Here is a 13,007-nt window from a genome sequence, read left to right as displayed (position 1 = left end):
TTGGGTGTCGCCGCTTAACTCTATCGCGCCGCGGAAGCGACAGCCTTGAGCCCGATCGGCGCGCCGGTGCGCGCGACCGGCGCGGTGCCCAGGCAATAGAGACCGCGGCGGTCCGGATAGGGCTTGAAGACGCTGCTGATACCAACCACGGACTCGGCCGCCCCCAGCGCCAGCACGCCGTCGGGCTCGAGCATTTTTGCAAGCCGCGCGAAGATATCCGTCTTCGTCTCCTGATCGAAATAGATCAGCACGTTTCGGCAGAAGATCACATCGAACGTGCCGAGATGGGAGAAGTCCTGCAGCAGGTTGAGCTGGCGATGCTGCACCATGGCGCGGATATCGGCATTGAGCTGCCAGAACTCGCCGATCTGGGTGAAGTATTTCACCAGGAACTGGATCGGCAGGCCGCGCTGCACCTCGAACTGGCTGAAGATGCCGGCCTTGGATTTTTCCAGGACTGCCTGCGACAGGTCGGTCGCGACGATCTCGAGCCGCCAGCCCGCGAGCGCCGCGCCCATTTCCTTCAGACACATCGCGATCGAGTAAGGCTCCTGCCCGGTGGACGATGCCGCGCACCAGATGCGCAGCGAACGCCGCGCGGCCCGCGCCTGGATCAGCGCCGGCAGCACCGCCTGCTTCAAATGGTCGAACGGAATCTTGTCGCGGAAAAAGAACGTCTCGTTGGTGGTCATAGCCTCGACCACTTCCGATGTCAGCGCCTCGGCGCCAGCGCCCTTCATCTTCTGGACCAGCTCCGGAATGCCTGATAATCCCGATTTGCGCGCAAGCGGCACCAGGCGGCTCTCGACCAGATATTGCTTGTCGGACGACAGGTCGAGGCCGGACCGCTCCTTCAGGAGCTTGCGCAGATAATCATAATCCAACGGCGTCACGAACGATCTCCCGCAAACAACCGGTTAAGCTTCGGTCCGATCTCCTTGAGCGGCAGCACGGCCGCGCATATCCCCGCATTCGCCGCCGCGCCCGGCATGCCCCACACGACACTGGTCGCCTCGTCCTGCGCAATCACGCTGCCGCCGGCGGCGACGATATCCTTGCCGCCGCGCATGCCGTCCGACCCCATGCCGGTCAGGATCACCGACATGATGCCGCCCTGCCAGACATCGATCGCGGACATGAACATGGGATCAACCGCAGGCTTGCAGAAATTCACCGGCGGTCCGTCATCGAGTGCGATCGCGATCTCGGCGCCGCGGCGCGCAACGCGCATATGGCGGCCGCCCGGCGCCAGATAGATCTGGCCGGCCTTGACGATCTCGCCGTCAACAGCCTCATGCGCCGGCCGGCGGCTGGCACGCGCGAGATGCTCGGCCAGGATCGTCGTGAAGGTCGGCGGCATGTGCTGGGTGATCAGCACCGGAAAGCGGTCGATCACCGGTCCGATCTCGGCGACCAGCGCCATCAGCGCCTGCGGACCACCGGTCGACGAGCCGATCAACAGCACCTTCGGCGCCAGCATGCCGAAGGGGCGGCGCACCAATGCCTGCTGCGAAGTCGCCGGGCGGGTCGCGGCTTCGCGCGCCTTGTCCTGCACCGGCGCCAATGCCGGGCTTGCGGCGACGGGTGTCGCGCGCCGGCGCACCTTGGCACCGAGATGGCGGATCTTCTGGATCAGGTCGTGCCGGAAGGTTTCTGCGGCGCCGGCCTCGCGCGTACTTTCCGGCTTGGGGATGTAGTCGGCCGCGCCGAGCGACAGCGCCTTCAGGCTGATCTCCGCGTTGCGACGGGTCAGCGTCGAGGCCATGATGATGACGAGATCACGCTTCTTGGCCAGCAGCTTCGGCAGCGCCGAGATGCCGTCGAGCTCCGGCATTTCGATGTCGAGCACGGCGACATCGGGATTGACGCGCTCGAGCTGGTTGACGGCGTCGAGACCGGTGCGGAATGAGGCCGTCACCTCCATGTCGGATTCCGCGCCGATCCAGCGCGAGATCATGCCGCGGATGACGACGGAGTCGTCGACCACCATCACCCGCAACGGCTCCTCCCGCGTCGAAGTCCGGGACGGGGCATTTGTCAACGCAACACTCATCAATTCACCAACGGCTCAACGGCAGGCCTTCTCCGGATCATGCTCCCATGCCGATGGCTTTCAGCCGCCGGATCGAACACGACACTCAGATCAGGCCGACCTCCTGGAACTTCGCGGTAACGATGTCCCGGTCGAACGGCTTCATGATGTATTCGTTGGCGCCGGCATGCAGCGCGCGGGCGATATGCGCGACGTCGTTCTCGGTGGTGCAGAACACCACCTTGGGCTGATCGCCGCCGGGCATCCGGCGCAGATTGCCGAGGAATTCGTAGCCATCCATCACCGGCATGTTCCAATCGAGCAACACGGCGGCGGGCATGGCGCGCTTGCAGGCTTCCAGCGCCTTCTCGCCGTCCTCGGCCTCGACAATCTGAAAATCGAGGCCTTCCAGGATGCGACGCGCGACCTTGCGAATGACGCTGGAGTCATCGACGACAAGACAGGTTCTCATGTTGGGCCTCTACTTCCTCATCCCGCGAGGGACGCTTCCGTTTCAGTTCTTCGATAGGCATGCCCGCCTATCGCGCGGAGACTAGGCCGCCTTCGCATCCGGCATCAGTTCGAGCACGCGGTCGACATCGAGGACGACCATGAGCTGGCCGTCGAGGCGATGGACGCCGCCGGCGAGCTTGGCCATCCGCGGGTCGAGGTTGACCGGATTCTCCTCGCGGCTGTCATCGGGCAGCCGCAGCACCTCGCCGATCTGGTCGATCAAGAGGCCATAGGATTCGCCGCGAAGATCGACGCCGACCGCCATCGGCGGCTTGCCGTCATCGTTCTTCGGCAGGCCGAGCCGCGCGCGCATATCGACCACCGTGACGATGCGGCCGCGCAGGTTGAGCACGCCGGCGATCTCGCTGGAAGACAGCGGCACACGCGTCAGCCGCTCCGGCATGAACACGTCCTGCACGCGTGAGATCGGCAGGCCGAACAATTGTCCGCCGATCACGGCGGTGACGTATTCGGCCATGGTGCCTTCGCTGGTGTCGGTCTTGCTGGTCATCGTTTCAATTCCTTGTGCCCGACTCAACCTATGCCGCTTTCCTGATCTCGGCGGTCTGTTCCTTCAACGCCGCGATCAGGCCGGGACGGTCGAATTTGGCGACGTAATCATGGAAGCCCGCTTGCCGCCCGCGCTCGATCGCGGCCGGCGAGACCATCGCCGACAGCGCGATGATCGGAACGCCGCTCAAATGCTGATCGGAACGGATGCTCTCGGCGAACTCGAAGCCGTTCATCTCGGGCATCTCGATGTCGGTCAGCACCACGTCGAACGCCTGTCCCGAACGCAGTGCGGCCAGCCCTTCCTGAGCGTTCGGCGCGGTACGCACCTTGTAGCCGGCGGCCTTCAGGACCGGGGCCAGCATGTTGCGGAAGAACGCGCTGTCGTCGACCAGAAGCACCGATTGCGCGTTGGAGGACGGCCGCATCTCCTTGCGGCTGAACCAGTCGGAGAAGGCCATCGGCAGGAAGTGACCGACGTCAATCACTTCGGTCGCCTGGCCCTTGATCACGGCCGAGCCGAGAATGCCATCCTGCGAGCCCGCGACCTCGATGTGCAGCCGCTCCTCAACGATGTCGATGATCTCGTCGACCACGAGCCCCATCGAGCGGCCGTCGTCGGCGAACACCAGGATCGGCTGCGAGCCGGAGGTCTGCACATTGACATCAGCCATCTGCACCAGCGGCATCAACTGATCGCGGTACTGCACCATGTAGCGGCCGTTGGAGAGCTCGATCTTGTCGGTGGCGATCTCCTCCAGGCGCGTGACGAGGCCAAGCGGCACCGCCTTGGGCTGGCTGGTGCCGGCACGGAACACTAGGAGCGAGGTGAGCTGCTCGCCGCTGACATGGGCCGCAGCGCTGTCGTCCGCCATCTCATGGGCGGCCGAGCCGGCAGCACCGAGCGCCTTGGCGATGCCGTTGGGGTCGATGATCATGATGACAGCGCCATCGCCGAGGATGGTGTTGCCGGAGAACATGTCGATGTGACGCAGCTTGGTCGACATCGGCTTGACCACGATTTCCTCGGTGTGAAACACGCCGTCGACCACGATACCGAAAGTCTGGCTGCCGACCTGCGTCACCACGATGAAACCGTTCTCGGGATCGCTCGACGAACCGTCATCGATCCTGAGCAGCTTCTTCAGGTGCATCAGCGGCAAGAGCTTGTTGCGCAGGCGCAGCACGGCGGTGTCCTTGATGCGCTCGATGCGATGCTCGGAATTGGCCCGCGCGCGAACCAGTTCAACGACGGAGAGCTGGGGGATCGCAAAACGGTCGCCGCCTGCTTCGACGATCAGCGCGGACACGATGGCGAGCGTCAGCGGGATCTTGATGGTGACGGAGCAGCCCTCGCCTGCGACCGACTTGATGTCGATGGTGCCGCCGATCTGGTCGATATTGGTGCGCACCACGTCCATGCCGACGCCGCGGCCGGAAACAGAAGTGACTTGCGCAGCCGTCGAGAAGCCCGGCGCGAAGATGAACTTGTGGATCTGCGCTTCCGTCATCTTCTCCAGCTCAGCCTCGGTGACGAGGCCGTTGGCCAGAGCTTTCGCCTTGATCCGTTCGGTGTTGAGACCGCGGCCGTTGTCGGCGATGCAGATGATGATGTGGCCGCCCTCGTGATAGGCGGAGAGACGGATGGTGCCCTGCTCCGGCTTGCCGGCCGCCGCGCGCTCGGCCGTGGTCTCCAGACCATGGTCCGCGGAGTTGCGCACCATGTGCGTGAGGGGATCCTTGATCAGATCGAGCACCTGGCGGTCGAGCTCGGTGTCGGCGCCGTGCATCTCCAGTTCGATCTGCTTGCCGAGTTCGCCCGAGAGGTCGCGCACGATGCGCGGCAGCTTCTGCCAGGCGTTGCCGATCGGCTGCATGCGCGTCTTCATGACGCCCTCCTGCAGCTCGGCGGTGACGTTCGAGAGACGCTGCAACGGCACCTTGAACTCGGTGTCCTCGTTGCGGCGTGATATCTCCAGGAGCTGGTTGCGGGTCAGCACCAGCTCGGAGACCATGGTCATCAGGTGCTCCAGCGTATCCACGTTGACGCGGATCGACTGGTTTGCGACCTTGTCGGACTCGTGCATGTCTTCGGCGGCCGCCGTCTTCCTCGGTGCCTTCTTCTCCTTGGCAACCTCTGCGGCCGGCTCATGTGCGGCAGGCTTGGCTGCGGGCGCGGCAGCAGGCGGGGGCGGCGCCACTTCGGTGGCGGTTTCGCGGAACGCGCGCTCAAGCTCGTCGAGTGAGACTTCACCGGGACGTAGCGGGCGCTCGAGCGTCTGTACCACCAGCGTGCCCTCGGTCGCCGCGGGCTGCAGCGGCGGCGCGGCCATGACAGGGGCCTCCGGCTCTGCGGCAGGTTCGGTACTGGCCTCGGCCGCCATCGATTCGAAACTGCGCTCGGCCATCTCGTGCAGCTTGACGATGAGGTCTTCGTCCGATCCTTCCGGCTCGGCCTCGGTTGCCTCCAGTCCTGCGAGGATCTCCTTGATGCGGTCGATGCTCGACAGGATCAGCGTCACCGCTTCCGCCGTGACCGGCATGCCGTCGCGGAATTTGCCCATCAAGGTCTCGCCGGCATGCGCCAGCGCTTCCAGTCGCGGCAGCCCCAGGAAGCCGCAGGTACCCTTGATGGTGTGCACCAGGCGAAAAATATTATCGAGAATCTTCGCGTTGTTCGGTTCTTGCTCGAACTTCACCAACTGATTGTCGACCGTGTCCAGGCTTTCGCTGGTCTCGGTCAGAAACTCTCGCATCAAATCGTCCATGAACCTGGCCTTCGTACGCAGCGGCACGCGACATCGACGCGCCTTACGGAACTTGGACCAGCTTCCATGCAAAGCGTTTAAGTTTGGTTGAGTATGTGGAAAAGAACGGGATCAACAAAGAGATAAGAAGAAAAGATCGAAATCAACGGCAAGTTGCAAACGATTGGTTAACGCTATGGCCGCTGTCGCGGCGCGCGGCGCATTCGCTTCGCGCCTCCGATCGCGCTCTACGTCGTTGTTAGCGCATGATCTCTTGGGCGGCCTGCGCGCCGTGAGATCATGCAGCCATTCGTCAGGACGCGCTGACCACCACAGTCTCGCCCTCGAGGGCGAGCTTGACGGTCAATCCGCAGGCCTGCGCCAACAGCCGCGTGTAATAGGGCTGCACCGCGTGGGCATCGACCGCGGCCGACGTGCTGCCGAGAATATCGACGATGTTCTGCGGCACGCGGGCGTTCAGCCCGGCCGAGGTGATGCGAAAGCTCATCGTCTCGCCCTCGCCGACCGAATCGATCGTCAGCGTGCCGCCGCGCGGAATCGTCTGCTGCGCGATCACGAGCATATTCAGAAGCAGCTTGACGCGATTCTTGGGCATGAGCAGCCGCGGCAGATTCCAGGTCAGCGTCACCTTGCCGTCCTCGATATGCCCCTTCGCCATGGCCTGCGCGTCGCCGAGATCGATCTGCGCGCCGGCCGACCCGGCGGCACCGAAGGCAAGCCGGCAGAACTGCAGGCGGGCAGATGCGGTCTTGGCGCTCTTGCGGATCAGGTCGAGTGCAAAATCGCGGTCCTCGGGTTTCGGATTGTCGTCGATGACCTCAAGGCCATTGACGATCGCGCCGACAGGACTGATGAGATCGTGGCAGACGCGCGAGCACAACAGCGCCGCCAGTTCGAGGGCATCGGGAGCGGGACCGAGAGACGAAGTGCCAGACATGAAGTGTTCCTGGAATGCCGCGATACACGCGGACGAGAGCGAATCACGCATGCTTTTGGATTTGATACACTGGGGAAGCGCATGCTGCCAGCTTGCGGCGGAAGTGAGATGGGAACGGTAGTGGCCGATGAGAACCGCTTATGAATGAGGCATGCCCGCCCCGGATCGACGGCAATGCCGCGGCCGCGCTGATCGAACCACTGACGGAACTGGTGATGCGGGCTGGCGAGGCCATCCTCGCGGTCAATCGCAGCGCCATGAAGGTTGAGGGCAAGAGCGACGGCTCGCCGGTGACCGAGGCCGATCTCGCGGCCGACCGCATCATTGCCGAGGGCTTGGCGCGGCTTGCGCCAAACGTGCCGTCGCTCTCCGAGGAGCGTACGCGTCTGGCGAGGCCGCCCTATAGAGACAGCTTCTTCCTGGTCGATCCGCTCGACGGCACCAAGGAATTCGTCGCCGGCCGCAACGAGTTCACGGTCAACCTCGCCCTGGTGACCGAAGGGACGCCGCTGCTTGGCATCGTCGGGGCGCCAGCCCTGGGCGTGATCTGGCGCGGCATTGTCGGCCATGGCGCGGAGCGGTTGATCATTCGCGATGGCGCGCCACCGGTTGTCGAACCGATTCGTACCCGCCCTCACCCGCCGCGCGGAAACTCCTGGACCGTGGCGGTCAGCCGCTCCCATGGCGATGCGCGCACCGAGGCCTTCATCGCCCAGCGGAGCGGCGCGGTGCGGGCCGAACTCGGCTCCGCAGTGAAGTTCGGACGGGTGGCCGAAGGCAAGGTGGACATCTATCCCCGCCTTGCGCCGACCTGCGAATGGGACGTCGCGGCCGGCCATGCCGTGGTCACCGCCGCCGGCGGCAAGATCACGGATTCGCACGGAGCGGCACTGCATTTCGGCCTGCGGGACGACTTTATCGTGCCGGAATTCATTGCCTGGGGCGATCCCGCAGCCGCCCCTTAGAGGCGGGCAACTACTGCGCCAGCGTCTGCTCCAACTCCGGCCAGCGGGCGGTGGCATCTTTCAAAAAACGTTGGGGATCGGCGACAAAGGCGTCCCGATTGTCCTCCCGGCCGAACAGATAGAGCCGCTGCCCGGCGACCGCCCAAAATCGTGGATTGCCGGCATAGGTGACGCCGCGGCCGAGATCGACCGGGTCATAGCCGCCGAATTGCGGACCGTAGATTTCCGGATGAGCGACAAAGGAGGCGCGGTTGCCTTCATTGCGGAAGCGCCAGACCGCGCCTGCCTGCGCAGCCTCAAAGTCCGGCAAACCCTCAAGGGCAGCGGCATCGGTAAAATATGCCACTGGGTCGAATCCCTCGATGGCGAGGCCGGAATAGTGATTGACCACCACCCGCTCGGTCGTGGCAGCCCGGACTGCCGAATCATTGCCGATCAAAGCTAAAAGACCGACGGCGAAGATGAAAAAGGCTATTCCGGGGCGCCGGCGGTATATTTCCTGCCGTTGTACCGTCATAGTTGATATCGATAACATTGGAATCGAGGGGACACTGGGCGCAAGCTAGAGCCGACCTTGTTGGCGTCAGGTTAAGGCGGCGACCAGAATTTCGATCGCAGGGGTTCTTTATGAGTTTCGCATCACGCCTTGCCGCGGCAGCGCTCGCTGCGCTGATGTGCTGGATTGCGCCGGTTGCCGCCCAGCAGGCCCCGCCGCCGCAATACCCGCCGCCGCAGCGCGAGCCCGGTCCGAGCACCTATGGGCCAGACGAACTTGTTACCGCCGGCCACAAATTCTTCGGTAACGTCTCGCGCGGGCTTGCCTCCGTCATCGAACGCGCGGTCAGCCAATGGGGTCTGCCCAATGGCTACGTGCTCGGCGAAGAAGGCTCCGGCGCTTTCGTCGCCGGCCTGCGCTATGGGGAAGGCACGCTCTACACCAAGAATGCCGGCGATCTGCGGGTCTATTGGCAGGGGCCCTCGGTCGGCTTCGACTGGGGCGGCGATGGTGCCCGCACCATGACGCTGGTCTACAACCTGCCCTCCACGCAAGCGATCTACCAGCGCTTCGTCGGCATCGACGGCTCGGCTTACATCGTCGGCGGTTTCGGCATGACCGCGCTGACGGCCAACAACATCGTGCTGGTGCCGATCCGTTCCGGCATCGGGCTCAGGCTTGGTGCCAATGTCGGCTACTTGAAATATACGCCGCGCGCGACCTGGAACCCGTTCTGACCCCGCCGTTAACGCCTTGACGTGAATCCCTCACCACGGACGGGCATTTGGCTGGCGTTTTGCCGGCCGCCCGTGGCATTGTGATTAACGAATTATTATCGCGGGAGTAACCCATTCATGGTCGAACCGATCATGTATCTGGCGATCGGTTTTCTGGTCTCGATGCTGTGCGGTCTGATGATCGTGCCTCTGGTGCATAACCGGGCGGTGCGGCTGACGACCCGGCGTATCGAGGCCGCAACCCCGCTGTCGATGGCCGAGATCCAGGCGGACAAGGACCAGTTGCGTGCGGAATTCGCGATGTCGGCGCGGCGGCTCGAAATGAACGTCGAGCAGCTCAAGAGCAAGACCACGAGCCAGCTCGCCGAACTTGGCAAGAAGACCGACGCGATCAACCGCATGAAGATCGAGCTCGCCGAGAAGAACGCCGCGATCTTCGCCCTCGAGGCGCGCGAAAAGGCGATGAAGGATCAGGCCCGCGCCACCGAAGAGGAGTTCGCCGCCAAGGCCGAGCAGTTGCGCGCCGTCGAGCAGGCGCTGACGAACAAGCAGAGCGAGCTCGGCAAGATCAATGCCGACCTGAACGACCGCTCGATGGCGGCGGATAGCCGCCAGATCGAGCTGATCTCCGTCCGCACCCAGATCGAGGAATTGAAGGACCGGGTCAGCGACGCTGAAAGGGACTTCGCCGCCACCCAGGCCCGCCTGGCCGAGGAACGCAGCGCATCCGAAGCCGCGACCCGCGAGCTCGCGGAGGCGCGAAGCCGGGCCGAGAGTCTGAACCAGCGCGTCACCGACCTCGACCGTCAATTGAGCGTCCAGGTTAATGAAGCCCAGATCCTCGGCAACCGCGTCAACCAACTGGAAGGGCGGCTTGCGAGCCAAGGCAAGCTCTTGGCCGAACGGGAATTCGAGAACAACCAGCTCCGGCAGGCCAATGAGGCAGCCGAGCGCACCGTGAAGGAACTGCGCGCGGCGATGAATGGCGGCAAATCGCCGGCCCTTGAAAAGCTAAAAAGCGAGAAGGCCGCTCTGGAAGAACAGCTCCGCATCATCAGCGACGAGCGGTCAAAGCTGCAGCGCGACATCAACGCGATCCAGGAACAGGCGGAGAACTCCTGGGCGACCGAGCGCATGGAGAACGCGCTGCTGCGCGAGCGCATCAACGACATTGCCGCCGAAGTAGCAAAGCTGGCGATCCAGCTCGAAGGGCCGAATTCGCCGATCGAGGCCATGCTGGCCGCGGAGCCGGCGGTCCCGGCCAAGGGCGGACCGAAGACGGGACCGAAAGCTGCCAATGGTGTGCCCGCCGCAAGCGGTCTGCCCGAAGGCGGCGGAACGCTCGCCGAACGCATCCGCGCGCTGCAATCCCACGCTTCCCGCGCCCGCCAGCAGGGGGCATAAAGCTCTTTCACGCTTTGGGGTCGGCTTTGGCTTGACACCCCGCCCCTGCCCTTCGTAAATCGCGGCTCCGGCCGAAAGGCCGTTTCCGGCTTCCGCGCCGAGATCCCGGACGCATAGCTCAGCGGGAGAGCGTTCCCTTCACACGGGAGAGGTCCAAGGTTCGATCCCTTGTGCGTCCACCATTAACCTTTTAAAACTCAACGACTTAGCGGACTAGTTCCCTAACGATGTACCTCAAGAGAGCTCGGGTACAATAGGGCACGTCGGTATGGCGCGGTTGCCCAGAATCGCTCCGATACCGTATGATTTGCCGGCAAAATCAATGCCTATTCCGACGAATATATAGTTCGAGCGGAGTTCAGCCGACGGGCAGTTCGGGAAAGATCTTGTCGAGCGTGATCGGAAAGTCGCGGACGCGCACACCGGTAGCGTTATAGATCGCATTTGCGACTGCAGCTCCTGCCCCGCAGTTGCCGAGCTCGCCGATGCCCTTGGCGCCCAGCGGATTGCCCTTGTCGTCCTCCTCGGGAAGGAAGACGGCTTCGACGCTGGGAATATCGGCATGCACGGGCACGTGGTACTCGGCGAGATCGTGGTTGACGAAATGACCATGGCGAGGATCGAGCACGGTCTCTTCCATCAGCGCCGCCCCAACGCCCCAGATCATGCCGCCGATCATTTGCGAACGCGCCGTCTTCGGATTGAGGATGCGCCCGGCGGCGAAGACGCCAAGCATGCGCCGCAGCCGTGGTTCGCCCGTGTCGATATCGACCGCGACCTCGGCAAAATGCGCGCCGAACGCATGCTGGGAATAGGTGCGATAGGTTTCGCCGCGGGCCGCAGAACCCTCGGCCATTAATCCGTCCGGCGCGATCCGCTCCAGAAGACTGCCGAGGCTTTCCGAGCGTGAGCCGAGGTGGAGTTTGCCGCCCTCGAAACGAGCTTCCGAAATGTTCGCGCCATGCAAGGGCGAACGCTCGTGCGATGCGGCTGCGGACGCGATCTGCTCCCGCAATATCAGACAGGCATTGTGAACCGCCGTGCTCGAACTCGATGCGCCCCACGAGCCGCCCGAACCGGCGGTGCGTGGCAGACGGCTGTCGCCGAGCTCGACCTTGACGGCCGCGAGCGGCACACCCAGCCGCTCGGCCGCAACCTGCGCCAGGATCGTATAGGTGCCGGTACCGATATCGGTCATGTCAGCCTGCACCGTGACTTGCCCCCGCGCATCGATGGCGACACGAGCCGAGCCCGGACCGAGATAATTGGCGCGGATCGCGGCTGCCATGCCATAGCCGATCAGCTTGCGGCCTTCCCGACGGCTGCCTGGCTTCACCGGGCGATCACGCCAGCCGAAGCGCTCGGCCCCATCGCGCATGCACGCGATCAGGTTTCGGCTGGAGAAGGCCACGTTGCGCTCCGGATCGCGCTCCGGCTCGTTGCGGATGCGTAATTCGATCGGATCGAGGCCGAGCTGTTCGGCAAGTTCGTCCATTGCGCATTCAAGCGCGAGCAGGCCGGATGCTTCGCCGGGTGCCCGCATCCATTCACCACGATTAGTGTCGAGGCGCACCAGGCGGTGCATCGTACGGCGGTTCGCCGCTGCGTAGAGCGCCCGCGTCGGCACCGCGCTCTGCTCAGTGAACTCCTCGAAACGGGATGTCGAGGAGGTGACCTCATGCTCGATCGCGGTCAGGCGGCCATCGCGGTCCGCGCCGAGCCTGATCCGCTGTTTCATTGCCGGGCGATGGCCGGCATTGGCGAACATTTGCTGTCGCGTCAGAGCGACCCTAACCGGCCGGCCAAGAACGCGCGCGGCCAGTGCGGCGCAGACCGTCTCTGGATGAACGATCAACTTGGCACCGAAGCCGCCGCCGATGAAGGGGCTGATGACCCTGACATTCTGCGGCGAGATGCGCAGCGTATTGGCCAAGCCGGCCTGGATATTCGCCAGCGTCTGCGCCGAAGTATGGACGGTCAGTCGGTCCCCATCCCATTCGGCGATGGCCGCATGCGGCTCCATCGGATTATGGCTCTCGAACGGCGTCGCATAAACGGCGTCGAGCTTGACCGGCGCCTCGGCGAAAGCGCGGTCAAAGTCGCCAAGTATCGAGTCCGTGGGAAAGCCGGCATTGGTACGTTCGGGCCGGTAGATTTCGGCATTCGGCGCTGCGGCATCGAACGCGCCCGGTTCGCTCGCATAGCGCAGCCTGATCAGCCTCGCTGCCCCTCGTGCCTCCTCGAAGGTCTCGGCGACGACCAGCGCGACCGGCTCATCATGATAGCGGATGCGCTCGCTCGCCAGCACCGGCCGGGCCCGCGTGAACACCTCCGGCACAGTTGGCGTGACAGCCGGACCGAAGGCCGCTTGGCTCGGTGCGTTCCTGTGCGTCATCACCAGGATGACGCCGGGTGCGCGCTCGGCGTCGCCGGTATCGATTTCGAGGATACGTCCCTTGGCGATGCTCGCACCGAGGATGTAGCCAAAGGCCGCCGCTCGATCGAGCCTGTGCTCGTAGGCATAGCGTGCCCTCCCCGTGACCTTCAGCGCTCCGTCGATACGGTCCACGGGCTGGCCGATTGCCGTGGCAGCGCCGGGGCGCGATGTCGTCTGAACGATGTAGTCTTTAGCCATCGTCTTATAC

At 64.1% G+C, this 13,007-nt stretch carries 11 protein-coding genes and 1 tRNA gene; 4 read left to right on the top strand and 8 right to left on the bottom strand.

The window, feature by feature from the left end:
• Positions 1 to 20 precede the first annotated feature (20 nt).
• From AC5ZG1_RS20990 to chpT, 6 genes are all read right to left on the bottom strand, one after another.
• On the bottom strand, positions 21 to 893 hold the full coding sequence (locus AC5ZG1_RS20990; RefSeq protein ID WP_028165521.1) for a CheR family methyltransferase: 873 nt from the start codon (positions 891 to 893) through the stop codon (positions 21 to 23).
• Positions 890 to 2,053, bottom strand: a complete 1,164-nt coding sequence (locus AC5ZG1_RS20985) for a protein-glutamate methylesterase/protein-glutamine glutaminase (protein ID WP_130228843.1) — start codon at positions 2,051 to 2,053, stop codon at positions 890 to 892. Before AC5ZG1_RS20985 ends, AC5ZG1_RS20990 begins: the two co-directional genes overlap by 4 nt.
• Before the next feature lie 85 nt (positions 2,054 to 2,138).
• Entirely contained in the window at positions 2,139 to 2,504 is a 366-nt protein-coding gene (locus tag AC5ZG1_RS20980) for a response regulator (protein ID WP_028165519.1), read from the bottom strand.
• A gap of 81 nt (positions 2,505 to 2,585) precedes the next feature.
• The gene (locus tag AC5ZG1_RS20975) at positions 2,586 to 3,056 is read right to left on the bottom strand and encodes a chemotaxis protein CheW (RefSeq protein WP_130228842.1); all 471 of its coding nucleotides are present in this window, start codon (positions 3,054 to 3,056) and stop codon (positions 2,586 to 2,588) included.
• A 28-nt stretch (positions 3,057 to 3,084) separates the two neighbouring features.
• Positions 3,085 to 5,823 (bottom strand): hybrid sensor histidine kinase/response regulator, encoded by a 2,739-nt coding sequence (locus AC5ZG1_RS20970; RefSeq protein ID WP_456642774.1) that lies wholly within the window; start codon positions 5,821 to 5,823, stop codon positions 3,085 to 3,087.
• Positions 5,824 to 6,115: 292 nt separating this feature from the next.
• Positions 6,116 to 6,760, bottom strand: a complete 645-nt coding sequence (gene chpT / locus AC5ZG1_RS20965) for a histidine phosphotransferase ChpT (RefSeq protein ID WP_496133954.1) — start codon at positions 6,758 to 6,760, stop codon at positions 6,116 to 6,118.
• A 140-nt stretch (positions 6,761 to 6,900) separates the two neighbouring features.
• Here chpT and cysQ point away from each other — a divergent pair, with 140 nt between their 5' ends.
• On the top strand, positions 6,901 to 7,725 hold the full coding sequence (gene cysQ, locus AC5ZG1_RS20960; RefSeq protein WP_496133953.1) for a 3'(2'),5'-bisphosphate nucleotidase CysQ: 825 nt from the start codon (positions 6,901 to 6,903) through the stop codon (positions 7,723 to 7,725).
• 10 nt (positions 7,726 to 7,735) lie between these two features.
• On the opposite strand, the gene AC5ZG1_RS20955 is transcribed toward cysQ, so the two are convergent.
• Positions 7,736 to 8,242 carry a YHS domain-containing (seleno)protein gene (locus AC5ZG1_RS20955; RefSeq protein WP_028165515.1) on the bottom strand — a complete coding sequence of 169 codons (507 nt, stop codon included), beginning with the start codon at positions 8,240 to 8,242 and terminating at the stop codon, positions 7,736 to 7,738.
• 110 nt (positions 8,243 to 8,352) lie between these two features.
• Here AC5ZG1_RS20955 and AC5ZG1_RS20950 point away from each other — a divergent pair, with 110 nt between their 5' ends.
• The 3 genes from AC5ZG1_RS20950 (at position 8,353) to AC5ZG1_RS20940 (ending at position 10,544) form a co-directional block, all read left to right on the top strand.
• A complete protein-coding gene (locus tag AC5ZG1_RS20950; protein WP_028165514.1) occupies positions 8,353 to 8,958 on the top strand; it encodes a DUF1134 domain-containing protein in 606 nt (201 codons plus the stop codon).
• A 117-nt stretch (positions 8,959 to 9,075) separates the two neighbouring features.
• Positions 9,076 to 10,362, top strand: a complete 1,287-nt coding sequence (locus AC5ZG1_RS20945; RefSeq protein ID WP_496133952.1) for a hypothetical protein — start codon at positions 9,076 to 9,078, stop codon at positions 10,360 to 10,362.
• A 107-nt stretch (positions 10,363 to 10,469) separates the two neighbouring features.
• Positions 10,470 to 10,544 (top strand) — tRNA-Val (locus AC5ZG1_RS20940).
• Positions 10,545 to 10,720: 176 nt separating this feature from the next.
• On the opposite strand, the gene AC5ZG1_RS20935 is transcribed toward AC5ZG1_RS20940, so the two are convergent.
• Positions 10,721 to 12,997 carry a molybdopterin cofactor-binding domain-containing protein gene (locus AC5ZG1_RS20935; RefSeq protein WP_496133951.1) on the bottom strand — a complete coding sequence of 759 codons (2,277 nt, stop codon included), beginning with the start codon at positions 12,995 to 12,997 and terminating at the stop codon, positions 10,721 to 10,723.
• Between the last annotated feature and the right edge of the window lie 10 nt (positions 12,998 to 13,007).

The organism is Bradyrhizobium sp. Leo78, assembly GCF_059512425.1.
Note: the sequence above shows the minus strand (reverse complement) of the source record. Positions and strands in the feature narration are given on the sequence as shown.

Excerpts from the sequence above, each read along its gene's own strand:
- chpT (WP_496133954.1), bottom strand. The coding sequence starts at position 6,760 with ATGTCTGGCACTTCGTCTCTCGGTCCCGCTCCCGATGCCCTCGAACTG.
- AC5ZG1_RS20980 (WP_028165519.1), bottom strand. The coding sequence starts at position 2,504 with ATGAGAACCTGTCTTGTCGTCGATGACTCCAGCGTCATTCGCAAGGTC.
- AC5ZG1_RS20955 (WP_028165515.1), bottom strand. The coding sequence starts at position 8,242 with ATGACGGTACAACGGCAGGAAATATACCGCCGGCGCCCCGGAATAGCC.
- AC5ZG1_RS20970 (WP_456642774.1), bottom strand. The coding sequence starts at position 5,823 with ATGGACGATTTGATGCGAGAGTTTCTGACCGAGACCAGCGAAAGCCTG.
- AC5ZG1_RS20975 (WP_130228842.1), bottom strand. The coding sequence starts at position 3,056 with ATGACCAGCAAGACCGACACCAGCGAAGGCACCATGGCCGAATACGTC.
- AC5ZG1_RS20950 (WP_028165514.1), top strand. The coding sequence starts at position 8,353 with ATGAGTTTCGCATCACGCCTTGCCGCGGCAGCGCTCGCTGCGCTGATG.
- cysQ (WP_496133953.1), top strand. The coding sequence starts at position 6,901 with ATGAATGAGGCATGCCCGCCCCGGATCGACGGCAATGCCGCGGCCGCG.
- AC5ZG1_RS20985 (WP_130228843.1), bottom strand. The coding sequence starts at position 2,053 with ATGAGTGTTGCGTTGACAAATGCCCCGTCCCGGACTTCGACGCGGGAG.
- AC5ZG1_RS20945 (WP_496133952.1), top strand. The coding sequence starts at position 9,076 with ATGGTCGAACCGATCATGTATCTGGCGATCGGTTTTCTGGTCTCGATG.
- AC5ZG1_RS20935 (WP_496133951.1), bottom strand. The coding sequence starts at position 12,997 with ATGGCTAAAGACTACATCGTTCAGACGACATCGCGCCCCGGCGCTGCC.